Origin of the sequence: Faecalimonas sp. (assembly GCA_029264305.1) — a bacterium.
Lineage (GTDB): Bacteria > Bacillota > Clostridia > Lachnospirales > Lachnospiraceae > Faecalimonas.
Genome location: JARICA010000023.1, coordinates 93,730 through 119,792, shown reverse-complemented (window position 1 = coordinate 119,792; position 26,063 = coordinate 93,730). Strand labels below are relative to the sequence as shown.

The window sequence follows — 26,063 nt, the reverse complement described above, 5'->3', positions numbered from 1 at the left end:
AAAACACTTCTTTCTCATAGCGCAAAATATTTCGGGAATTATACCACAATATTGCCCGTTTTGCAACGCAAATACCTTTTCATACTTATATACAAAACTTCCAACCACACAACACCTATACCGACTATATTTACTTACTTTTTAGAAATATCCAATACTTCATAATTTTCATTTTCAACAACTTTTTTCAAAAGTTCGCTAGAAACTTCTTGGCTTAGCGTCACGACTGCCGTTTTGCTCTCATGACTGACAACCGCCAGACTAACACCTGGTACACTTTCCAGAACCTTTTTCACACGTGCTTCGCAGTGTCCACAAGTCATTCCTTCGATGTTTAATATCTTTTCCAGTCCAATGGATTTATTTTCCACCTTTTTCTGTTTCATTTTTTTATCTTTTCTTGCATCATGAATTTTAAATAAATTCAGTTTTAATGCATTTGTGACAACAAGAAAACTAGAAATACTCATTGCTGCCGCACCAAACATCGGATTCAATTCCCATCCTATAAACGAGAGAAACACTCCTGCTGCAAGTGGAATACCAATTACGTTGTAAGAAAATGCCCAAAACAGATTTTGTTGAATATTTTTAAGTGTAGCTCTACTTAATCGAATTGCTGCTGGAACATCACTTAAACGGCTTTTCATCAGAACTATATCAGCAGCATCAATGGCAACATCCGCCCCCGCACCAATGGCGATACCAATATCTGCTCTGGTTAATGCCGGAGCATCATTAATTCCATCACCAACCATCGCAACCTTTCCATTTTCTTTTAATCTACGGATTACACTCTCCTTCCCATCCGGAAGAACACCTGCAATAACTTCGTCCACACCAGCCTGCGCCCCTATGGCTTTAGCAGTACGCTCATTATCCCCCGTTAACATGACAACACGAATTCCCATGTTTTGCATTTCTCGAACTGCCTGTGGACTATCTCCCTTGATTACGTCAGCTACGGCAATGATTCCAATCAGGCTACCATCACGAGTGAAAAGCAACGGGGTCTTTCCTTCCTCTGCAAGTTGCTCTGACTTGCGAATCATCATTTCTGATACTTTCGTCTGCTTGCTGACAAATTGATAACTTCCTCCAACCAAAGTACTTCCATTGTATACTGCTGTCAATCCATTACCTGGAAGTGCTTGGAAATCTGAAACTTCTTCTGCATGTACTCCCTCTTCTTCTGCTTTTTGCAGAATTGCTTTTGCAAGTGGATGTTCACTCTTTTGTTCCAGCGCATAAGCCATTTTTAAGAGTTCTTTCTCATTCAAGCCATCCACAGAAATCATATCGGTAACCTTCGGTTCTCCGGCAGTAATCGTTCCGGTTTTATCCAATGCAACAATTGCAATCTTACCAGCTTCTTCCAAAGAAACTGCTGTTTTAAACAAAATACCACTCTTTGCACCCATTCCATTCCCTACCATAATTGCGACAGGAGTTGCTAACCCTAAAGCACAAGGACAACTGATAACAAGAACTGCAATGGCATGAGAAAGGGCAAAGCCAATCGACTCACCTGCAAGAATCCAGCCTACAAATGTTATAATTGAAAGTAGAATGACAACGGGAACAAATATTCCAGAAACTTTATCTGCAATTTTCGCAATCGGTGCTTTAGTTGCTGCTGCATCGCTAACCATCTGAATAATTTGGGAAAGAGTTGTATCTTCACCAACTCTGATTGCTTCACATTTAATAAAACCAGCCTGATTGGTGGTTGCTGCTGATACCTGATCTCCCACTGTTTTATCCACTGGAATACTCTCACCTGTTAAAGCAGATTCATTAATTGCGCTGCTCCCCTCAATCACAACACCATCTACTGGAATATTTTCACCAGGACGTACCACGAAAATATTTCCCTTTTTGACTTGCTCAATAGGGACTATTTTCTCAATACCATTTTCCAACACAGTTGCAGTCTTTGGTGCTAACTTCATCAATCCTTTTAATGCATCCGTTGTTCTACCTTTGGAACGAGATTCCAGCATCTTTCCAACAGTAATTAATGCTAAAATTGTGGCTGCCGTTTCAAAATAGAACTCATGCATATAACTAACCACCGCATCCATGTTGCCGTCGAGTTGTGCCTGCGTCATGGCAAATAACGCCCATGTACTGTATCCGAATGCCGCGAGTGATCCAATTGCAACAAGTGCATCCATGTTTGGGGATTTATGCGCCAAACTTCGAAATCCATTGATAAAGAATTTCTGGTTAATAACCATAATCATGATTGTAAGAAGCATTTGCAGAATTCCCATCATGATATGGTTATCTGCTATAAAATGCGGTAACGGCCAATTCCACATCATATGTCCCATTGACAGGTACATCAAAACCGATAGAAAAATAAGTGAATACACCAAACGTTTCTTCAAAATTGGTGTCTCATAATCTTTAAGCAAGTCATCATCATTAGCTGCTTTGGATTCATGATTACTTTTCTCTACTCCTTTAAGTTTTGCACCATAACCTGCATCTTTAACCGCCGCAATGATATGGACATCTGAAGCAGTTCCTTCTACTCCCATAGAATTAGTGAGAAGGTTAACGGAACAGGATTTTACTCCAGGAACTTTAGATACCGCCTTTTCAACTCGTGCACTGCAAGATGCACAAGTCATTCCCGTAACAACATATTGTTTCATATCAAACTCTCCTTATAGTAGTTATCTTAATTATTTTATTAAAAACTTGTTTTCCAATTTTTAAAAATTCTCTGAGATTCTGTCAGAAAATCATAAGAAATCAAAATTTCGTCATCCGTTACAGTCTTATTTTTATCAAAAATTGGCCATGGATTGCATCCCCCTGTTTCAATTTCCACTTGATCCATAGAGAAACTATTTCCACAGTTTTGGCAAACTAGATTATCTCCATACTGTTCATAATATCCTCTGCCTGAAGTATAACATATTTGACAAGTATTAAATGCAGTGCGAATATTTCCTTCACTGTCTTTAACCGCAATAATTTCCATTGTTGTACCATTGACCTTGGCTGGGAAAAATGTTGCATCCGTTGTGACATCTGCGACTGGAATTACTAACGATTCACCAGAATTAATAGTATCCGCTTCCTCGACATCTCTTCCTATTTTCTTATTTGATTCACTACCCTTACTAGCTAGAAACACGACTGCTACACAGATAACCAATACAGAAAGTGTCAAAATCGGCAAGATATATTTCTTACTCTTTGACATTTTAGATGACGATTTCTTTTTTAGTTTGTTTGACATTTTCATACCTCCTGATATATTTTAGTAGTGTCAAATTCCACTACCTATTTTATTTTTTATCTTGATTACATCGAAATTTGTATTAAAAATAATAAACTCCTTTCAGGGAGTATAATAAGTTCTCTACAAACATCTCACGAAAGATAAAACTTTCCTGAACATTATACTTTATTTATCTTTTGGAGTCTTCTCATTATCTTTTCTACCCATAAAAAAGATTACCCCTAGAATTACAGCAATAGGAATAATACAGTGCCAGTGATTAATCAAAATATCCATTTTATTTATTCCTCCTAATTTATTTTTCTATATTGTATCGTGTAAATTTGTGTTTTTTATGTGGAATAAAACCTTTTTTAAAAATTTTCTAAATAAGTAATTTCCCATAAAAAAACACGTTGGCCTATCATATGCAGACTAACGTGCTTTTTTCTCTATACTTTTTATATTTTTATAATTTTCTCAATATCCATCCAAATACTTACTCTTATTTCCATAAATTTCAATTAGCCATATGTGTTGCAACTATAATTCATCACAACATTTCCAACTTTACCGCATTATACACAGTTTCTCTATAAATTCCCTTACATAAGGCTCATCTTTTTCATCAACCAGGGTAACAATCATATCACTCGGCAATAAAACTGTCTTTCCTTTTGGAATCACTTCTTTATCACCTCTTTTAATTGAAACAAGAAGACAATTTATAGGCCATTCAATTTCTTGTACCATTTTATGCGCAAGCGGTGAACCATGCATAATGACATGACTAACTAACATTTTTTGTCCTTTTATTACATCTGCATTTTCTTCTTTATTTTTCAAAAGTCTATGCAAAAGACTTTCATAAATAGGCTCTGAACCAAGTAAACTTGCAACCACATATGCAACAATAGAAACAACGGAAAGGGATAACATTTGGCTAACTGAACCTGTCATTTCAAAAATAAGAATAATTCCTGTCAGTGGAGCTCTAACAATAGCTGTAAAATTTCCAGCCATTGCTAATAAAACAAAATTATTAATATATTCTGAATCCATGCCAAAATAATTTACACAGACCATACCAAAAATTCCTCCAACAAACGCTCCCAAAACAAGTAATGGGAAAAATATCCCTCCTGGTGCTCCTGAGCCAAAAGATATCACCGAAAACAAAAATTTTCCAACAAGAATAATAATTGCCCCGCCTAAAAGCAATTCATGATTTGTTAAACAATCAATTAATTTATGACCACTTCCAAGCAATTCCGGCATAACCAACATAAGAAATCCTGCCATTATAAATGGTATCATTACTTTTGTGATTTCATTTAAATATTTTGCCTGTTTATACCATGACTGCATTTTTAATGTAAACCAATTGTATACACAGCCTAAAACACCTAAAACGACACCCAAAACTATAATCAACCAATAATAATTTTGAGGTAATGCATGTCCAATTTTAAATTGAAATACTGGTTCAATCCCCATAACTTGCGAAGATAAATAATCAGCCGAAATAGATGCTGTCATTACTGATACAAGAACGGATACCGAAAAATTTTTATGTACTTCCTCAAGTGAAAACATCACTCCTGCAAGAGGTGCATGAAATGCGGCCGATAACCCAGCACTCGCTCCACAAGTTAAAAGAAATTTTTCTTCTGTCTTCCCTCTGTCTAGCATTTTGGAAATTCCTTTACCAGTCATTGCTCCCAATTGGATAGATGGACCTTCACGTCCTAAAGACAAACCTGCCAGCAAAGATAAAAATCCACCAATAAATTTACTTGGTAAAACTTTCCACCATGTTTGGTTTAATTTTCCTACCATTTCTCCTTCTAATTGTGGTATTCCACTTCCCGAAATCATAGGTTCCCATTTAATGAGAAGTCCAACTACAATGGCCATAAGAACTAGTATCCCAAACCATCCTATGATTTTCATCGGAGAATGTCCAATATACTCACGAATTGCGTCACTCCATTGTCCCGCATATTTCAACGCAATTCGATAGGCCAATACAACAAGGCCAGCTATACTCCCTACTAATAATCCTTCTCCTATAAGAATAACATTAAAGTATTGTGCACGTTTTAACGTGTATGATATATCTTTTTTCATTTTCCCCCTCTTTCCTATTTAGTTGCTTTTATCATTATAACATATTTCTCTTTTTTTCCCATATCTTATAACTAAGAAAGATTATTTCGAGGTATTCTCTTGAAAAAATGTAAAAAAATTATCGCTTTAGTTCTTTTATTTACTTTTTCTTTCTTTATAGGAAATTTTACTGCACAAACTGTCCAAACTTTTTCCGATAAGACTGTCACAGCATCTTCTTCAGAAAATTGGGGACTTAGTTTTCAAGAAAATGGTAAAGTTCCTGTGGGGAACGCATCTTTTGATGAGTTAAAGCAATACGATGCCTATTATGCTGAACCGACTAAAGAAAAAGTTTTATATTTGACTTTTGATGCAGGATTTGAAAATGGGAATACTTCCACTATACTAGATGCCTTAAAAAAGCATAATGCCCCTGCCACTTTCTTTGTTGTTGGAAATTTTTTAAAAACAAGTCCTGATTTAGTAAAACGAATGGTAAAGGAAGGGCACATAGTTGGAAACCATACATTACACCATTTAGATGCATCAAAATTTTCTTCAAAAGAAGAATTTCAAAAAGAACTTTCTGGGGTAGAAGATTTATATAAAGATATTATTAAAAAACCAATGAAAAAATTATATCGTGCTCCACAAGGAAAATATAGTATCCAAAATTTACAAATGGCAAAGGATTTAGGCTATAAAACTTTTTTTTGGAGTCTTGCTTATGTAGATTGGTATCAAAATAATCAGCCAACAAAAGAAGAGGCTTTTAACAAATTATTAAATCGAATACATCCTGGTGCAATTGTTCTTCTTCACAGCACCTCTTCTACCAACGCAAAAATTCTAGATGAACTTTTAACAAAATGGGAAGAAATGGGATATACATTTAAATCGTTAAACTCATTTTTATAACTTACACTTATAATATCAATTTAAAAATATTCATAAGCATTTCTTTGATTTTCCTCAAAAATCATGATAAACTTATTCTGTTAAAGACACAAATTTCTTATCAGAAAAAGGAGGATTTCTCATGGGCGGATTTTTTGGTGTCGCCGGAAAATCAAACTGTACACTTGATTTATTTTATGGCGTTGACTACCACTCACATTTAGGAACACGTAGAGGCGGTATGGCTACTTACGGTCCAAATGGCTTCAGCAGAGCCATTCACAATATAGAAAATTCTCCATTCCGTACAAAATTTGAACGGGATGTGGAAGAATTAAAAGGAAATATTGGCATCGGTTGTATTTCTGATTTTGAACCTCAGCCATTATTAATCCAATCACATCTTGGAAGTTTTGCTATTACTACTGTTGGTAAAATTAATAATATGGATGAACTATTAGATAAAGTTTATGGCCATGGACATACACATTTTCAGGAAATGAGTGGAGGGCAGATTAACGCCACTGAATTAATCGCTTCTCTAATTTGCCATAAAGACTCTCTTGTAGAAGGAATACAGTTTGTGCAAGAAATTGTTGATGGATCAATGACACTTCTTGTTATGACAGAAGATGGTCTTTATGCTGCAAGGGATCGTTTAGGAAGAACTCCTCTTGTAATAGGAAAGAAAGAGGATGCTTTTTGTGTATCTTTTGAAGATTTTGCTTATATTAATTTAGGATATTCAACTTATAAAGAACTTGGACCTGCTGAAATTGTATATATTACACCTGATGCAGTTGAAACAGTGAGCCCAGCTAGAGAAGATATGAAAATTTGTTCATTCCTTTGGGTATATTATGGATATCCAACGTCTTCTTATGAAGGAGTTAATGTGGAAGAAATGCGTTATAAGTGTGGAAGTATGCTTGCTAAACGCGATGCTGAGGACAATGTAAAACCAGATATTATCGCAGGTGTACCTGATTCAGGAATCGCTCATGCTATCGGATATTCAAATGAATCTAGCATTCCATTTGCAAGACCATTTATTAAATACACTCCTACATGGCCTCGTTCTTTCATGCCACAAAATCAAGAACAAAGAAATTTGATCGCACGTATGAAATTAATTCCAGTACAATCATTAATTCAAGACAAAAGTCTTTTATTAATTGACGACTCAATTGTTCGTGGTACACAATTACGAGAAACAACTGAATTTTTATATAATAGCGGTGCTAAAGAAGTTCATGTAAGACCTGCTTGTCCTCCTTTATTATATGGTTGTAAATACTTAAACTTTTCTCGTTCTAAATCAGAATTAGATTTAATCACACGACAGGTAATTCAAAAATTAGAAGGAGACAACGCAGAAAATGTGCTTCATGAATACGCTGATCCTACAACTGAACGATATGCCAATATGCTTGAAGAAATTCGTAAACAACAAAACTTTACTACATTACGTTACCATCGCTTAGATGATTTAATCGCTTCTATCGGATTAGAACCATGTAAAGTTTGTACATATTGTTTTAACGGAAAAGAATAATTATATAGAAATAAAAAAGGAGAGAAATTTCAAATTGAAGTTTCTCTCCTTTTTACTATTCTACATCATTTGTTAAATGAAATTTATCTAATATGTAGAATAATAAACTTAATCCCATACCAACCACACAGGCTAATACCATTCCTTTTAATTCTACATTTCCAAATTTCACTGCAATTCCAGATAACCCTGTCACGAAAATAACGGAACTCAATACCAGATTTTTCGATTTTCCATAATCTACTTTCCCATCTACTAAAATTCGTATCCCTGATGTTCCTATCATTCCATATAATAAAAATGAAATACCACCAATTACTGCTCCTGGTATCGTTTGAATAAGAACGGTAAGCTTTCCAATAAATGAACATATGATAGAAAGAATACCTGCTCCTGCAATAACATACACACTATAGACTCTCGTTACAGCCATAACTCCAATATTTTCTCCATAAGTTGTTGTTGGAACAGAGCCAATAAATCCTGATAACATTGTAGAAAAGTTATCACCAAATAACGAGCGGTGTAATCCCGGATTCTTCAATAAATTCCTTCCAATAATTTTTCCTGTCACAATCTGATGCCCTATATGTTCTGAAGTAATAACAAGAATGACTGGTAAAATAATTAAAATCGCTTCTAAATTAAATTTAGGCGAAGAAAAATTAGGTATTGCAAATAAGGATGCTTGTGCTACTTTTTCAAAATCAACCATACCACAAGCAATAGCAGCAACATATCCCGAAACTACCGCTATTAAAATAGGGATAACTGATAAAAATCCTCTAAAAACTACAGATCCAAAAACTGCCATTCCTAAAGTAACAAGAAATACAATTAAATTTTCTGGTTTAATATACTCTTCCAATAACCCAGCTTGATTGGCTGCTGTTCCGGCTAATTCTAAACCAATCAATGCAACTACTGGTCCCATCGCCGCTGGCGGTAATACAATATCTATCCAATTCGAACCAAATTTGTAAATAATAAATGATAATATGCAACCACAAAATCCTACTGCAATAAAACCACCCAAAGCATATTCATATCCAAATTTACTAATAACTACTCCTGCTGGCGCCAAAAAAGCAAAACTTGAACCTAGATACGCCGGTGCCTTTCCTTTCGTTATGAAAATAAATAAAAGTGTCCCCACCCCATTCATAAATAATACAATCGCTGGATTGATTCCAAATAAAAATGGCACAAGTACTGAGGCTCCAAACATTGCAAACATATGTTGAATACTCAACGGCACTAACAGCTTAAATGGTACTTTCTCTTCTACTTGAATAATTTTTCTCTTTTCCACTCACTTTCCTCTCTTTCGTTTTTTCTATTCAGTATAACAAAAGAAGAGTAGATTTTCTACTCTTCTTTCAAAATAACTATTTATTTAAACCCATTTCTTCTCTAACTTCGATAAAGCATTTTACAATGAAATCGATATCTTCTTTTGTATGACTTGCACATACTTGTGTACGAATTCTTGCTTTTCCTTTTGGAACAACTGGATAAGAAAATGCTACAACATAGACACCTTTTTCCATCATGCGCTTTGCGAATTCTGCTGCTGTTACCTCATCATATAACATCACTGGTACACATGGATGTGTTCCCATAATAATATCAAATCCATTATCTACAAGTAATTTACGATAATAAGTAGTTGTTTCCTCTAAGTGATCACGAAGTTCTGTACTTTCACTTAACATATCAAACAACTCGATACTTGCACCTGCAATTGCTGGTGCCAATGAATTAGAGAATAAGTACGGACGACTTCTCTGACGAAGTAAATCAACAATTTCTTTGCGAGCAGATGTATATCCGCCTGACGCTCCACCAAGCGCTTTTCCCAAAGTTCCTGTAATAATATCTACACGTCCTTCTACACCACAGTGTTCTGCAGTTCCTCGTCCGTGTGCTCCAACAAATCCAACAGCATGGCTATCATCTACCATGACTAATGCATTGTATTTATCCGCTAAGTCACAAACTCCTTTTAAGTTACAAATGATTCCATCCATAGAAAATACACCATCTGTTGCAATCAATTTAATTCTTGCTCCTGCTTCATCTGCTTCTTTTAATTTGGTTTCCAAATCTTCCATATCATTGTTTTTGTAACGAAAACGTTTTGCTTTGCACAAACGAACTCCATCAATAATAGATGCATGGTTTAATTCATCACTGATAACAGCATCATCTGCTGTTAAAATTGTTTCAAATAATCCCCCATTAGCATCAAAGCAAGAAGAATATAAAATCGTATCATCCATTCCTAAAAACTCAGAAATTTTCTTTTCTAATTGTTTATGAATATCTTGTGTTCCGCAAATAAAACGAACAGATGCAACTCCATATCCTCTTTCATCATACGTTCTTTTTGCTGCATCAATTAATCTCTGATTATCTCCGAGGCCTAAATAATTATTTGCACACATGTTAATTACTTCTCTGCCATCCTCTAGTTTTACTCTGGCTCCTTGAGCTGATGCAATCGGTGCTTCACCTTTAAATAATCCTGCTGCCTTGATATCTTCTACTTCTTTTGTGTAAATACTTAAAATATCATTTTTACGTGCCATTTCTTTTCACCTTTTCTTTCTAATTTAAAATTTCTGTGATTGTTCTTCTAATTTATCTAAATCTTCCCAATTTAATATAACTTTTCCTGATTGTCCCGAAATCATTGCATCAAAACCAGCTTTATAATCTTTAATATTCATTCTGTGTGTAATAATATCAGAAATATCAAGCCCTGCCTGAAGCATTGTTGTCATCTTATACCATGTATCCCAAACTTTTCTTCCATAAATACCACGAATATTTAAACCATTCCAAATAACTGTCTCCCAATTAATCTGCGCATCTGGTCTTTGTAACCCTAAAACAGCAATTTTACCTCCATGCTTCATGTTTTCAATCATGTCTCGGAATCCCGCAGCCGCTCCTGACATTTCCATACCCACGTCAAATCCTTCTGTCATTCCGATTTCTTTCATTACATCTTCTAATTTCTCATTTGCAAGATTAACTGTTCTTGTTGCACCAAGTTTTTTTGCAAGATCTAAGCGATACTGGTTAAAATCTGTAATAACAACGTGTCTTGCTCCTGCAAATTTAGCAATAGCTGCCGCCATAATTCCAATTGGTCCAGCTCCTGTAATTAACACATCTTCTCCTAACACTTCATAAGAAAGTGCTGTATGTGTTGCATTTCCAAATGGATCAAAAATTGCATACATTTCTTCTGGAATTGCAGGATTTGTTGGCCATACGTTCTCTGCTGGAATTACAAGATATTCTGCAAAAGCACCGTCACGATTTACTCCTACACCCTTGGCATCTTTACAATTTTCCTTATGTCCTTCTAAACAATTACGACATTTTCCACATACAATGTGCCCTTCACCTGATACAAGATCTCCGATTTTATAACCACGTACACCCGAACCCATCTCTACAATCTCACCTACATATTCGTGTCCTGCTGTTTGTCCAAGAGAAATTGTATGCTGTGCCCATTCATTCCACTGATAAATATGCACATCTGTTCCACAAATTGCTGTTTTATGAATTTTAATTTTCACATCATTTGTACCGACTTCTGGAATTTCTACTCTTTTAAGTGCTAATCCAGGAGCTGCTTCTTCTTTTACCAATGCCCACATTTTGTTATCGTTCATCATTTTTTCTCCTATTCTTTTTAGGTATTTTTCTCATTTCTTTAAAAATATCATAGACTATTTTCACGAAAATATCAAGCAAATTTCATCCGTTATAGGCGAACATTTTATATGAATCGTTTTTGTTTCACGAACATGAGCAAATGTTTTTCTAGGACAGACAAAAAGAAAGCAACCCTGTTATGAGTTGCTTTCTTAACATATAATTAATTTTGTTTGAATCGTTTTCGTACTACTATTGTAACCATACTAAGTATACAAATTCCAACCCAAAGCATCCAATTAAATGTGTCTGCTGTTTTCGGAACACTCGCATTTTGATTTGGTTTTTTCAAACCACCTTCTGTATGCTCTCCTGTATTTGCATCTAATTTCTTTCCTTTTTCAACACCTACCATGAACGTTCCCAACGTATTATTTTTCACTAATACATTGTTTTCTTTAACAATTCCTTTATGTGATACTACATCTCCATCTCCACATAATTGTTTTACTATTACATTTCTTCCGTTGTAACCATCTTCAACCGGAATGTTTATATTGATTTCTCCAATATATCCTCCATCATATGAAATTGTATATGGAACAAAAAGTTTTTCCACTTTATCCTTTAATGAAGCAAACTCTTTTCGTAAAATAGATTCTTCTTCTGTGCTTGCTTTCTCTACATGAAGAACAAAGTCATCCATAAATTTTCCACTAACTGTTATGTTACTTTTTTCATCAACTATTGTAATTATTTTCGCATTTGCTTCTAAGTTTTTCCATTCCTTTTCTGCTTTTAGTAAAATACTGTAATTTTTCACTTTTTCCTGCACATTTTTTTCTAATTTGTCATATGCAACTCTTGCAAATAAAATTGCATCCCTTGATTTTGAAGTAAATTGTACCTTGCCTATATTAGAAATTTGCACATCCATCTGTTCTGCTGCTTTTTCTATCTGCTCTTCTTCTGTTAATTGTGCATCTGTTTTTACAGCATCCATTTTTCCCATCACAGTTTTTAAAACTTTTGCAATTTCTTCTTTCGTTGAAGCGTTTGCAATTTCTGTTTTTCCTTCGTTGATTAATTTCTTTAATATTTCTTGCTGTTCTGGTCGATATACAGTTAAATCTTTATACTTTTCTAAAGTATTTTTAGCTTTTTCTTTTTCTTCTCCTAAAAGCAATTGTGCATATTTTTCTTCTGCAGCTTTAAGATCTTTTACTTTCTTTACCTTTTCTTTTTGATTAGGAGTTAATTTTTCAAATGCCTCTTTCGCTTGCTGAATTTGTTTACCACTTTGAACTGTAACTTCTCCGATTTTTTCAATCAATTCATCTACAGCTTTTGCTGCTGCTTGATCTACTTCTTCTTTTTCAGCTTCATCTTTTAATCGAGCATATTCTTTTTCAGCCGCTTCTAATGTGCCTAATTTTGTTACTCTTTCTTTTTGTTTATCTGTCAAAACTTTATAAGCATCTCTTGCTATATCGATTTTAGATTTACTTTCTAATGTGACTGTTCCAATCGCATGAATAAGATCATCTACTTCTTTTGCTTTATCTGTAATCGTAATCTGACATTTTGCAATAGCCTTTGGATTATCTGTAGCAACAACTGTAATCTCTACAGTACCTGATTTTTTAGGGGTTACCATACCTTTTTCATCTACTGTTGCAATTTCTTCATTAGCCGAATTCCATTTTACTGTTTGCACAGTTGCGTTATCTGGTGCAACTTTTGCATTTAATTGTAATTTTTCTGTTACATCTAATTGTGCTTTTTCTTGATCTAATACAAGTCCTGTTACTTTTACAGGCACTTCTAACGTCAATGTATAACTTGTTGTTTTCTCACCATTTTCAGATAAAACATCTACCCTTATCTTTGCTGATTTTGTTTTATCTTTCTTATACACATTCCATCGATCATGTCCCTGTGTTGAAGGATTACCTTTTGCCGTCGTTATCTTATCTATATTTTCTACAGAAGTTACATTCATCTTTGCATTTACATCAGTTGGTTTTAACCACACTCTCCAAAAACTTTCAGGATGTGTTGTGTCTACTTTATATTCTGTAATATCTGAAGAAAATTCAGGTGTCATATTCAAAAAGCCATTGAAGGAATTTGAATTACCTACTTTCATACTTGCAAGCGTAGAAATTGCTTTTAATCTAACAAAATTTAATACATATGTTCTTGTATATTTTTTTTCATTTTGTGTTTTACTAACTTCGATTTGAACTTTTGTGTCGCCTTCTTCAAGTGTAATTTCGTTTTTTCCTGTATATTCCTTTTCATTTACCGTAGCACTCATTCCAGCATTCATTTCCAGTTGAATCGTTGCCTTTTTCATGGAAGCAGGAATTTTTAATTCATATTCTGTATTAGATGAATCAAATGGTGTATTCCATGTAATATTTTCATTTTCTCCACCTTTTACCACTATATTATTTACGTATGCTGGATTATTTTGAATCGCCATTAAATAGCAACTATCATTTTTGTAATATAATGTTCCTTCTCTATCTGCACAAATCGTACTAATACAATATTGCTGTTGTTCTTTTCTCGGTACAAATAATTCCCCATACTGTTCTGGTTTTGCTTCTGTCTGTTCTTGTGTATCGTAGCAGTAATAAATTCCTCCTGGCGTTGCATTGTATGTAAAATACAAATAAACTCTTCCATCTGCTTTTCCATCACCATCAAAGTCTTTATTCGCATATGCTGTTGATGCTAACGCTGCAGCTTGTGGATATCCTTTGATTGGAAGATTATACAAAACAGAATTTTGTGTAAGTTTTCCTCTATTATCAATAACACTAAACGTATGTCCTGCATCTGGATCAAATTGTCCGCCTGCACCTGAAACCCCCATATAAATTTTGTTTTTATATACTAATGGTGCAGCTGTTGCCATTAATTTTTCATTTGTCACAGCTCCTATATCAATAGAACTTGTTTCGCTCAATTTTCCTGTATGATCTACTTTTGTTTTATAAAGCACTCCACCTTTTGTTGCAAAATATAAATATCCGTTATCATACACTGTTGTTGTACGAATATCTCCTTTGATTCCCGAAATAGAATCTATAATTTTCCCTGTACGCGAATCTAATGTATAGAATACCGCTCCTTCTGTGTAATTCCCTTCTTTAGCACCATCATCTGAACCTACTGCTATATAGTTTTCTGTTGCATATGCTCCAGCCCAATAAAAGCCTCTTTTATTTTTTACTTGTTTATCATTTACTGAAGGAGTAAACTTCCATGTTAACTTCTTTTCTTTTCCTCCACCTTTCTTTTCCCCTTCAACTGGCACTGTGTCCTTATCATCTGTTGCTATACAAAAATAACTTCCATCTCGATTTTCATTAGCCCATGTTCCACTGTAAATGTAACCTTTTCCATCTATCTTAGCATAGCTGATAGGCGAAATCGTTTGTCCACCTATTTTTTCACTATACCAAACACTTTTCAATGTCTGATAATCAACCGCCTGAATAACTCCATTTCCAACTTGTACAAATAATTTTCCATCTGCATACGTAATTGGATTCATTGCATATCCAACATTTCCAATCATTTCATCACTTCGGCGAATTTCTTTACCTGTTTCTTTATCAATTTCAATAATTTGGTTTGCAACACCAATATATATTTTTTTGTTTAAAATAAGTGGTGGTGTTGGGGCTGCTGCCCAACCTTCTCCATATTTTTTTGCCCATTTTTGTACAGTTTCCTTTGCTTCAATTGGAGTAGGTCTGTCTGTTACTCCATTATTTTCTGGATTATTTCGAAAATTGTACCATTCTGTATCTACATTCTCGCGAACTGCTTCCTTCGCAAATACATTTGCAGGAAACATTGTCAATAATAATGACACGGCAAGAACTGTTGCTGCCATTTGTTTTAATTTTTTCATCTGTTTTCATCCTTTCTTTTTACTACTTGTTATATGCTCCAATCTTTTTTCACATCACCCCTTTCAATATTACCATTTCCCTGAAAACCATGTCCCGTTATATTCTGCTCCATTATTTAATGTAAAGAGAAGTTCTATCTCAGAACCATCTTCAGCAGGTATCGTTGATAAACCATCTGGAAAATATCCATCTAGTCTGTAAAGCCAACCTGACCAATAATAGAAGTCCTTTTCTCCTAGAGAATTTGTTTCAAATCCTACCCATGAACAATTTTCTTCTTCCAACTTTTTTAAAATCGGAGCTGGAATTTTATATCCATTTGTGATTCCCGGTTTATATATTCTTTGTAAATAAAATCCATAATCAAACGTTCCTGTATATCTATATTTCATTCCTGCTTTCTTAAACGCTCGATCTACTACATAAGGTAGATTTTCCCCTTCATAAAAGACTACCTTTTCATCAAGAAGTGTTCCTAGTCCTAGCACATCTGCTTGCAACTTAACACGCATTGTTCCGGCCTCAACTTGAGCTTCTTCTTTTTTTACTGTAACATGATAATTTTTAGTAGCTGTATTTCCTTCTTTATCCGTAGCTGTAACAGAAATTTCATTATTTCCTTCTTGTAATTCCTTAGAAGTTCTATAGGAAATCACATTGTGTTGCATTCCAGAACTATACAACTTCTTTCCATTTACCTTTACTATCACATAGAAAGAATTTAATGGCTCTTTTTTATAGGTAGTTGCTTGTACTGTAAATCCTAAAAAGTTACCGTTTACTATTTGTCCTTCTTTTAAGTTACAAATAATCTCAGGGAGTTTTGATATTCCTTCATCTCCACCTATATTTTCACCACTTTCTCCATTCCCGCCCTGATTTCCCTGTCCTGTTTCTGGTCTTCCTTGATTCGGCTTTTGCTCTCCCTGACTAGGTTTTGACTCCTCTATATTTCCATTGGGATGTTCTCCTCCATCTTGTGTTCCTGAAACATGTTGCGAAATAATAGATGTTACTTTCTTTTCTTCGCCTTTTTGGTTTTTTTGAATTTCTTCTATTGGTTCTGAAGGTTTTTCTTTTATTTTCGCTTCTTGTTTCTCCTGCTTATGTTTATACTCTTCTTCCTGTTTATAATTTAACGTATAATTTTTGCCTGTCACTGCTATACGCGAAGACTCTTTATTTTCTGTTACCAAGGGATTCCTTCCATGCACTTGCTCTTGCATGGATAAAAATATTCCCGAGAAAAAGGTTAAACTTAGTATAAATACAACTCCCAATAAAGATAGACGATGTTTTTTCAAAAAACACCAGAAACTATTCTTTTCTTTCATATAGCCCTCCTTTCTCCATTTTTTTCATACTGCACAGTGCAAGCAATGCTTTCTCTGTTGCCATTTCATCTGCTGTTTCTCCATTTTCCATATGAAGAAATCCTCCTTTTTTCTCATGATAGTTCATTAAACTTTCACCAAGACTTCCTTCTTTTTTCACAAACCGCTTATCCGAAAAAATATTTATCTTTATTTGTGTCAACGCAATAATCGCTTCAGAAGTCGACTCACAACTTCCCATGGTTCCATTTTCTTGTTGCATACTTGATAAATATTTTATACTATCTCCGATTACTTTTTTTACTGTCCTATCCTCTTGATAAAACGACAATCCTAAAAGTCCCATTGAAACAAAATCAATGTCTTTCTTATTTTGTTCAGTTAACATCTTTTCCATTTCTTTTACAAGAAATTTCACATATGCCTGCTCATGTTCCAAAGAAATATTACATTCATTTATCGCCACAAGTGTATATGCAACCGCATTTACTCCTTGCTTTGTCAATTCTTCATATTCTTCTAATGGTTTTGTAAGATCAAATCCTTCCACATTTTTGGGATCTTTTCCTATTGCTTTTAAAGCAATCATTACTCTAGCATAATCCGAATAATAATCTTCATGGATTTTTCCTTTTTGTGACTTTGCTTTGGCTCTTACTGTATCATAATATACTTCAAAATAATCTTCCTCTACCTGAATACCACTTTCAGCAATTCCTTTTACTGCCCATTCTCCCCCTATAGCCGAAACATTTGGATTTGGAACTCTTTCTTTTACATATTCTGCAGTCTTTTTCGTTTGCTCATCTATATTATCTACTAGATTTTTTGTTCCACATCCACACAGCATCACCGCTAGTATAAGAATGCTAATAAGTATGCTTTTTACTTTTTTTATCATTTTTCTTTTTCTCCTTTGCTGTGCTTTTTAAAGCAATCAACATTTCTTTTCGTTCTTCTTCACTTAATTCCTCTTTACTGTAAGCAGCCTTATTCCCCAATTTTCTAACTTTATCTTCTATCGGATATTCTTTATCTTCCATATATGAATAGATTGCACTAACTGCTTGTTTTGGTATCGCCTTATAAAAAAGTTTTCTTCGCTTTCGATATTCTTTAAAACAAATGAAATATTTCCACAGCAATTTAAGGCATACTACTAATAAAAATAATATGATAAGCATGATAATAATAGCCAGTATTGAAAAAGTAACATGTTTTTTATGATCACCTGCCGACTCCGTTTCTTCTGTTTGCTTATTAACTGCGCCTTTATTATCAAAGGACCTTACCAACGAATTGTTGGATATACCAATCTCCATATCCGCTTCCTCCATAATTTTTCGATAAGGTGGAGATACTTCAATCGGAATAAATCCCGTTCCATCTATATATATTTCTACCCAAGCATGAGCATTAGATTTAGAAATGGTTGTTGCTTTCCCACTTTCCATTTTTTTTGCATCTTTTGGTGTTATTAAATATCCTTCTACATATCTTGCTGGAATTCCATAATACCGAAAGATAAGTGTTGCTGCAGTAGCAAACTGTACATCATATCCTTTTTTTGATGCAAGAAATTCTTCTAACATACTTTTTCCATCTTCAGTTTTTTTCCCTAAATTTTCCGTATATATAAAATTATCTTCTAAATATTTTTGAACACCTTGAATAGCTGGTTTATAATCAATATGTCCCTTAGATTGATCTCCTGCTTTGCCAATGTATGTGTTCAAAATACTCTTTTCTTTTTTCGAAAGATATGTAAAATTTTGATATACATATGCATTGTAATTACTTTCACTTCGCAAATAATCTTTGACTGTTTCTGTCTCTGCCAATAAAAACATTTTTGCCGCTGTATCTGTCCACGTTTTTACGGCATTATCTCCCATACTATACTTATAATTTGTTAATCGATTAAAAGAAGATGTCGAAACAAAACTACCACCCCATGTTTTCCCATCAGAAATTTTACTTATCATTTCATAAGGAATGTATGCATAACGACTATCTGCTTCTTTTACTTGAATAGTAATTTCATTTTCTTTTTTCATTTTTTCTTTATTCACTAAAGTTTTCGCTTGTCCAAGTTGTCCAAGTGCATGGAAATTTTCTTTTTCTAGCCAATAAAAGAAATCATGTTCTTTATAGTAGTTATACTTTGGCAATGTTTCCCAATGATTATCTTTATAACTTTCTCCAACAAAACCTCTGAGATATATTGATTGTGGGTTTTGCATCGTAATTTTAAATGCTTCTTTTTCACTTTTCTCTCGTTTTCTTTGACTTAAATCACCATTTTTCAACAAATTAGAACCATAATAATTTTCTTTCACTTTTGTTTTTAGCACACTTTGTATTTTGCAAATGGTTTCTGATCTTGCATTTATCTTTTTTCCGATTGGTGAAGAAAATATGGTTGCACAAACAATGATCATAAATATAAATAAACATAATTTATTACATACACCATTTGGATTACGAACATATAACACTGCTGCAACCACGGTAATAGCAAAAAACAATATTTTTTCCATAGAAATTTGTAAATTTGCTATTTCGCTAAACACACTCACAAATAACAAAAAAGCATACATTGCCCAGCGATTTCTACTATGTATAAAAAGAAAATATATTATACTAAAAAGAAATAAAAGTATAATTAAAAATATTGTATTTCCTTCTCCTGCTCCCGAAAACTTAGGCAGTAGAATATAATTTTCATTTCCTAATACATCTACAATTTGATTCCATGTATATATAAATCCACTTCTTATGCCACCTCTATATTCTTCAGAAAAATTCAAAGTAAACTGAAACATCTCTTGAAAACATAAAAACGTAGAGATTCCTAAAAATATAGAAAGTAAAATTTCCTTTATAATATCTTTTTTTCTAATTAAATGCTTTTGCTCGATAAATTTCAACGTTTCCATAAGTCATTAATTTCTCCGTCTCTCTCTCTGCTACATTACTCTCTGTCACATACAAATAATTACTGTACTCTTTCCCAGTATCTGACTCTATAAATCTGTCTACCGTGCTTATTTCATCTTTACAATATGGACTTGAAAGGAGTTCTGCAATTATCATATATATATCTTCTGTAGATTGAATACGATATTGCTCAAATTTTTCTCTTTCATAATTGTACCAACCAATTGCGTGATGAATACCATTTTTCATAATTGTATTTGATAACGATAAAAATATTTCTGTCAGCTTATCTTTCTGATCTGCTGAAATTTCTTCGCATTCTCGTTTATCAAGCAAGATCATAACACTATTTTCTATTGGAAGCCCTGCCTCTCGAACAATAAGGTTCTCCATTTTCCCTGTCAATTTCCAATGAATTGCTTTTAAACGGTCTCCTTCTTTATATTCTCTTATCCCAAAAGTCTCACTTGTATCATCTCCACTTTTTAGCGGAGAATATTTATAACTTTCCATATTGTATTGATTTAATTGTTCTATTGTAAAATCAGTTTCTAATAATTTAGGGAAAACATAATATTGGTTTTCCATATGAATCGTTCTCTCTTTGATAAATACACCAAATAGATCTGAAATTCTAATTCTTTCTATACTTATCTCAATGCAACCGCAAAACTGTGATTCTAAATAAAAACTATCTTGCTTCTCTTGTAAGATAAATAAAGAAAATTCTTTTTTTACTTCCAGCTGTTCTCCTGTCAACTTATTTTTAACAGATAAAACTATTTCCATATTCCAAATTGGAATCTTACTATTATTTTTCGTATGCAACACAATCTCAATTTGTTTTCCTTTTTCACATTGTTTTTCTCCCGAAAAAGATACCTCAATTTGTTTTCCCGATATTCTAGATGTAATATACGCTACAATTCCATAAATACATATTCCAATCAAAAATATTGAAGCATATGAACTTTCAGTAAAAAAATAAAGTAGAATTCCTAAAAAACACATACTACCAAATACTATTTTTTCTTTTTTCAACATCATCACTCTTTCTATAGCTTTGGAGCTTTATTTTCATCTAAAATTTGTTGAAGTATACTATCCGAATCCATAGATGTTAAATTCGCCTTTGGTTTCAGAATAAGACGATGCCTGCACACATCTAAAAAACATTCCTGTATATCTTCTGGTATCACATAATTTCTTCCTAAAATATATGCTCTTGCTTTAGCGATGCCACATAATGCCAAAGCTCCTCTTGGACTGATCCCAAGTCTAACATACTCATGTTTTCTCGTTGCCTCTACAAGTATTGTAATATACTCATAAATTTTGTCATCTACATAAATTTCTTTTGCTTCTTTTTTCATCTCAATTACTTCTTCAATAGAAAGAATTGCTTTAATTGTATCAAGCGGTTCTTCTTTCTCTCTGTTTTTCAAAATTTTAACTTGTGCATTAAATTCTGGATATCCCATAGATAATTTAATCATAAAACGATCAAGTTGTGCTTCTGGCAACATCTGTGTTCCTGCAGTTCCTATCGGATTTTGTGTTGCCATAACAATAAATGGTTGAGGTAGTTCATGTGTTTCACCATCCACTGTTACTTTAGCTTCTTGCATTACTTCTAAAAGTGCAGATTGTGTTTTGCTTGATGTACGATTGATTTCATCCGCCAAAAAGAAATTACACATCACAGCACCCTCACGATATGTAAATTCATTTTTTTGTTTATCATATATCATAAATCCGGTAATATCAGAAGGAACAACATCAGGAGTGAACTGTATACGTTTAAACTCTAATCCCATCGTTTTACTAAAAGCTAATGCAAGGGTAGTTTTCCCTACGCCCGGAATATCTTCTAATAAAATATGTCCTCCTGCTACAATTGCCATCAATACTTTTTCAATAATTTCTTCTTTTCCTACAATTACTTTACCTATTTCTTTTTTTAATTCCAAAATTTTTTCTTTCATCATTTTCCCTTCCCTTGCTTTATTTGTAATCGCATACATATTTCCATACGATTTTTTCTCCACCTTTTAACTTATATTGAGAACAGCCATAATTGGTATTTTCTCCATCAACAAGATAAATCCAACCACTTCTTTTTCCAGCATCAAATTCATATAAATACTGTATTCCTTCCACATAATATGAATCATATCCTGCTGCATGACTATATTCTATTTGAATATTTTTCTCCCTACACACCCTATTTAAAATATCAAAAACCGTTTCACCGCTTTTCATCGTACATTTTGTTTCTTTTAGTAAAATTCCATCTTTCGGTATATATTGCCACAATTCCGGCTTTTTCATTTTTTCAGGATGTTGCATAAGTTCATCACAGCGAATTTCTAACGTAACTTCACTTTCCTTTTTTCCCTTCCCATCTTCTAGTTTAAAAGAAAATAAAGTTGTTATCAAAACAAGTGTAATAACAATGGCTACTGAAATCTTCCGTTTTTTCTTATTTCGTATTTGCTTTTCAAATTCTTTATCCACATCTATCTCCTTTATTTTCTACTTATAAATACCATATTTTATTTTTATTCTTTCCAATTTTTGAATAATATTTTCTCCAAGAAAATATACACAAATCGCAGCTGTTAATGCATGAAAAAAATCATACGGTACACCAGTAACATATAATATCCTTAATCCTTCAACACTAAGTCCTTTTGCCTGACTACCATTTGTCGATAACAACGCACTACTTAGATTCATAATTCCACCATATACAATAAATGTTGTACAAAAAGTAAATACCGAAAGTGTAATATGATCTATCGGAAGGCGTTTTCTTTGCATGATTACTCCTAAAAATAAACCAACTGCACCAAATAAATAAAATCTCCAACCAACCACACTATCATTTCCTGGGTATAACAAAAAACTAACATATGCCAATAAAAATGAAAAAAGTATTGTTATTACTGGACCTGCAATAATTTTAAATTTTTTCGATTTTAATGTTTCTTTATTTCCACAATTAAATGCAAATCCTGCCAAAAAACCAAGTATCCCCCAACAAAACATTTGCCATGGGGTCCACGGACCCTGTCCCATATAAAAATTGCATACAAACCTACTTAATGCTCCAATAAAAAAACCTGCCTCTGGTCCAAGCGAAATACCACTAATGATAATCAAAGCCGTTCCTATCTGTATTGGAAATATAATATGAAAAAATAAATGTGTTACAACAACAAGAGCGCTCATCATAACAAGTAAAACAATTTCTCTTGCTTTAGGTTTTCTTGATTCAAAAACCATAAAAAAAGGGGCTATTGTCATTGCTAAAAGAATCCAACTAAGTAACATATACCATTCTTTTGGTAAAAATTTTATTCCTACTATAAGTACAATAGGAATACCTATTAATATCAGTTCTGCTCCCACATGCAGACGTTGTTTTGCTGCCTTTTCCTGCTGTGTTAATTGCAGTTTTTCTGAAGCCATTCCTGAACCTCCTCACAAGTAATCAATTCCTTATTCCAACTTCTCACAATTTTATTTGCCGTTGTCGTATAAAAGCTATTCCCAGAAAAGAATTTTCTCGTGTAATCTTCTGATATAATTTCTCCATCAAAAAACATAGCACAATAATCTGTATAAGCTGCACAAAATTCCACATCATGGCTCACCATAAAAATAGTCATTCCCTTTATCTGTAATTCTTTTAAAATTTTTGCTAATGTTCTTTTAAAAAAAGGATCTAAACTCTTTGTTGGTTCATCTAAAAGGAGAACTGTTGGTTCTAATAACAAAATTTTACCAAGGGCTAATCTTTGTTGTTCTCCTCCTGATAAGTCATATGGATTTGCTTTTCTTAAATGTGCTATTTCCATTTGTTCTAGCATTTCTTCTACTTTTGAAATCTTTTCCCCATCGTTCATCTCCATAAAAGTCATACTTTCAAACAATTCTTCTTCTACCGTAATTTCTGTAAAAATAGCTTGTGGATTCTGAGGAAGCATTGTAATTTTCTCACAAACTTTTTTTCCTCTCTGTATTCCATTAATACAAACCTTCCCTTTTTGTTGTCTTAAAACTCCACATATAATTTTCAGCATTGTGCTCTTTCCACTTCCATTTCCCCCTAAAACACAATACCAACTCCCCTTTGGCACAGAAATAGATACGCCTTTTAATACATCATGATCTCCTTTTTCATACCGAAACCATACATTCTTTAATTCTATAGCACTCTCTGTTTCCTTAAAATTTTCAGATTCTCTCAAAGAGTATTCGACTATCTTTTTTCCTGTCAACAATTTTTCCATCATTTTTCTCCCCTCACGTATGGTAAGAGGGGATTCTCCAATAGAAACTTTTTGAAAAATTCTAATCACTTCTGGAAGCCCATAATACATTGCATGTACTGTTCCTGTTTCCATTCCTGACAGATACTCTCCAATTCGTCTTGGACTATCCATAGCAATAACTTCTCCTTCGTCCAAAACTAGTACTTTATCTGCAATTGGAAAAACTTCTTCCAATCGGTGCTCTGACATAATAATTGTAACCCCTAAATCACGATTAATCTTACGAACTATCTGCAAAAATTCTGCTGCAGCAATAGGATCTAATTGCGCTGTAGGTTCATCTAAAATTAATACTTTTGGCTGCATCACCATTATCGAGGCTAAATTTAATAATTGTTTCTGTCCTCCCGATAATGTATTTGTTTCCTTATGAAACCAGCTTTCCACCCCGAAATACTCTGCCATCTCTGCCACTTGACGTTTAATCGTTTGATTATCATAGCCAAGACTTTCTAGTCCAAACGCCAATTCATGCCAAACCTTATCCGTAATAATTTGGTTATCTGGATTTTGTTGTACATAACCTATTTCCGATACACTTCTTCGTTCTTCTAATTCTTTTATCGGAATTTCATCATATAAAATTTCCCCGTTCAACTCACCATATGGCATCAAATTTTTTTTCATTTGTCTAAGTAATGTGCTTTTTCCACAACCAGACTTTCCACAAATCACAATAAATTGTGCCTCTTCTATTTCAAAAGTAACATTTTTAAGTGCAGGTTGAACTGCAAGTGGATATGTAAATGTTACCTGTTCAAATTTTATCTTTCCCATTTATGTCCTCCAATATATTCTATTACCGATGGCATAAACATTAATACACCAAATGAACTTATACAGATAACTTCTTTCCAACTTATCACTGGTAGAACTACTCGTGGATAATACTGTATTGTTGTCCAACCAAAAATACACCCTACTATAACAATTCCTCCACACATTCCAATCATAAGAAGAAGTACTATATCTTGCACAGTAATTCTAAACAAATGAAAACTACTTCTACCAGGCAAACCATATCCCCTAGCAGCCATAGAATCTGCACTTTCTATAGAGGCTTCCAACGACCATGCAATTAAGATAGAAATTTCTTTTAATAATTGCCTTACTTTCTTAATAATCCCTATCTGCGCATTTCTGCCCATACATGCCTGCCCCATCTGTATTTCTTTAAATCTACAATGCAAAAGTGGGATAAAGCGAAAAATCATTGATACCATTAAACCTAATACCGGAAATATTTTTCCAAATAAATAAATCAACTTTTCTTCAGACATAACTTTATGAAAACATGAAAATAAAACGATTACTGAAGACAACATTGTAGCTGATGCTAATCCAAAAAATATCGCTTCCAACGTAATTCTATTATATCTAATATAAAACAAAACCGTTTCTCCATTATGGGTAAATAATGCATTGATTCCTGTCATTACTATAAGTGTGGTGATAATAATATATGCATTTTGCTTTATACACTTTTTCCCTGTCAACATAAACGAATATGTGAATGCCCCTACTAGAGAAAGCACCAAAAAATATGGTGACATAGAAAATATAGTAACCCCAATAACTACTGCAAAATACATTGCATTGACAATTGGATGAAACTCGCTAAATTTCATATCTTCCCCCTTTTCTCCATTAAAACTACTCATTATAAATGAAAAAAGCAGCCAATCGGCTGCTTTTAAACACATAAAAACTAAGACTTTATTGATAAAGTCTACTTTACTTTCTATGCGTAATCTTATCCTCACCGAAAGATTTCACTCGTTGTAACGGCAGGTCTCCTGACTTAGAACTAACTCCTACTTTCCGCCTTCCCATGTAGACGCATTGCTTCACAGTGGCTTAATGGATTTCGTCATTCCTTACAGTAAAGTGAGCTGTTTCGGATTTTCACCGAATTCCCTTTTAATACTTTTCATTACAAAAGTAACCGAACAACATTTTATTATTCTATTTTAAAATTTATACTGACATGCTAGTATAGCACGTTTTTCTATACACAGCAATAGATTTAACTATTTGCTC

18 protein-coding genes and 1 riboswitch are annotated in these 26,063 nt (G+C 33.6%); of the genes, 2 read left to right on the top strand and 16 right to left on the bottom strand.

Annotation, left to right across the window (positions count from 1 at the left end; all coding sequences use genetic code 11):
• Positions 1-134: 134 nt before the first annotated feature.
• From ACY2U7_RS09235 to ACY2U7_RS09225, 3 genes are all read right to left on the bottom strand, one after another.
• The gene (locus ACY2U7_RS09235; protein WP_461816283.1) at positions 135-2,663 is read right to left on the bottom strand and encodes a heavy metal translocating P-type ATPase; all 2,529 of its coding nucleotides are present in this window, start codon (positions 2,661-2,663) and stop codon (positions 135-137) included.
• 38 nt (positions 2,664-2,701) lie between these two features.
• Positions 2,702-3,256, bottom strand: a complete 555-nt coding sequence (locus tag ACY2U7_RS09230; RefSeq protein ID WP_461816282.1) for a Fe-S-containing protein — start codon at positions 3,254-3,256, stop codon at positions 2,702-2,704.
• A 552-nt stretch (positions 3,257-3,808) separates the two neighbouring features.
• Complete coding sequence (locus ACY2U7_RS09225) at positions 3,809-5,368, bottom strand: ClC family H(+)/Cl(-) exchange transporter (protein WP_461816281.1); 1,560 nt, start codon at positions 5,366-5,368, stop codon at positions 3,809-3,811.
• Between the two features lie 99 nt (positions 5,369-5,467).
• Between ACY2U7_RS09225 and ACY2U7_RS09220 the strand changes: the two genes are divergently transcribed.
• Together ACY2U7_RS09220 and ACY2U7_RS09215 are read left to right on the top strand one after the other, a co-directional pair.
• Positions 5,468-6,268, top strand: a complete 801-nt coding sequence (locus tag ACY2U7_RS09220; RefSeq protein ID WP_461816280.1) for a polysaccharide deacetylase family protein — start codon at positions 5,468-5,470, stop codon at positions 6,266-6,268.
• 121 nt (positions 6,269-6,389) lie between these two features.
• Positions 6,390-7,802: an amidophosphoribosyltransferase gene (locus tag ACY2U7_RS09215; protein ID WP_461812351.1), complete on the top strand. Its 1,413-nt coding sequence runs from the start codon at positions 6,390-6,392 to the stop codon at positions 7,800-7,802.
• 55 nt (positions 7,803-7,857) lie between these two features.
• Here ACY2U7_RS09215 and uraA read toward each other — a convergent pair whose 3' ends face one another.
• From uraA to ACY2U7_RS09150, 13 genes are all read right to left on the bottom strand, one after another.
• Positions 7,858-9,114: a uracil permease gene (gene uraA / locus ACY2U7_RS09210; protein WP_461812350.1), complete on the bottom strand. Its 1,257-nt coding sequence runs from the start codon at positions 9,112-9,114 to the stop codon at positions 7,858-7,860.
• Between the two features lie 76 nt (positions 9,115-9,190).
• Positions 9,191-10,393, bottom strand: coding sequence for a glycine C-acetyltransferase (locus ACY2U7_RS09205; RefSeq protein WP_461811007.1), 1,203 nt, complete (start codon positions 10,391-10,393; stop codon positions 9,191-9,193).
• Between the two features lie 24 nt (positions 10,394-10,417).
• Positions 10,418-11,494, bottom strand: coding sequence for an L-threonine 3-dehydrogenase (gene tdh / locus ACY2U7_RS09200; RefSeq protein ID WP_461812349.1), 1,077 nt, complete (start codon positions 11,492-11,494; stop codon positions 10,418-10,420).
• A gap of 206 nt (positions 11,495-11,700) precedes the next feature.
• Positions 11,701-15,408 (bottom strand): Ig-like domain-containing protein, encoded by a 3,708-nt coding sequence (locus ACY2U7_RS09195; RefSeq protein WP_461816279.1) that lies wholly within the window; start codon positions 15,406-15,408, stop codon positions 11,701-11,703.
• A gap of 69 nt (positions 15,409-15,477) precedes the next feature.
• Positions 15,478-16,743, bottom strand: a complete 1,266-nt coding sequence (locus ACY2U7_RS09190) for a hypothetical protein (RefSeq protein WP_461812347.1) — start codon at positions 16,741-16,743, stop codon at positions 15,478-15,480.
• A complete protein-coding gene (locus ACY2U7_RS09185) occupies positions 16,727-17,644 on the bottom strand; it encodes a hypothetical protein (RefSeq protein WP_461816278.1) in 918 nt (305 codons plus the stop codon). The genes ACY2U7_RS09190 and ACY2U7_RS09185 overlap by 17 nt, the downstream gene beginning before the upstream one ends.
• Complete coding sequence (locus ACY2U7_RS09180) at positions 17,613-19,682, bottom strand: transglutaminase-like domain-containing protein (protein ID WP_461816277.1); 2,070 nt, start codon at positions 19,680-19,682, stop codon at positions 17,613-17,615. The genes ACY2U7_RS09185 and ACY2U7_RS09180 overlap by 32 nt, the downstream gene beginning before the upstream one ends.
• The gene (locus ACY2U7_RS09175; RefSeq protein WP_461812344.1) at positions 19,642-20,724 is read right to left on the bottom strand and encodes a DUF58 domain-containing protein; all 1,083 of its coding nucleotides are present in this window, start codon (positions 20,722-20,724) and stop codon (positions 19,642-19,644) included. The genes ACY2U7_RS09180 and ACY2U7_RS09175 overlap by 41 nt, the downstream gene beginning before the upstream one ends.
• A gap of 14 nt (positions 20,725-20,738) precedes the next feature.
• Entirely contained in the window at positions 20,739-21,668 is a 930-nt protein-coding gene (locus ACY2U7_RS09170; RefSeq protein ID WP_461812368.1) for an AAA family ATPase, read from the bottom strand.
• A 19-nt stretch (positions 21,669-21,687) separates the two neighbouring features.
• The gene (locus tag ACY2U7_RS09165; protein ID WP_461812343.1) at positions 21,688-22,200 is read right to left on the bottom strand and encodes a DUF4430 domain-containing protein; all 513 of its coding nucleotides are present in this window, start codon (positions 22,198-22,200) and stop codon (positions 21,688-21,690) included.
• 18 nt (positions 22,201-22,218) lie between these two features.
• Entirely contained in the window at positions 22,219-23,157 is a 939-nt protein-coding gene (locus ACY2U7_RS09160) for an ECF transporter S component (protein WP_461812342.1), read from the bottom strand.
• Entirely contained in the window at positions 23,133-24,800 is a 1,668-nt protein-coding gene (locus tag ACY2U7_RS09155; RefSeq protein ID WP_461816276.1) for an ABC transporter ATP-binding protein, read from the bottom strand. Before ACY2U7_RS09155 ends, ACY2U7_RS09160 begins: the two co-directional genes overlap by 25 nt.
• Positions 24,788-25,651, bottom strand: a complete 864-nt coding sequence (locus tag ACY2U7_RS09150; RefSeq protein WP_461812340.1) for an energy-coupling factor transporter transmembrane component T — start codon at positions 25,649-25,651, stop codon at positions 24,788-24,790. The genes ACY2U7_RS09155 and ACY2U7_RS09150 overlap by 13 nt, the downstream gene beginning before the upstream one ends.
• 141 nt (positions 25,652-25,792) lie before the next feature.
• A riboswitch (cobalamin riboswitch) is annotated at positions 25,793-25,984 on the bottom strand.
• Positions 25,985-26,063: the final 79 nt, after the last annotated feature.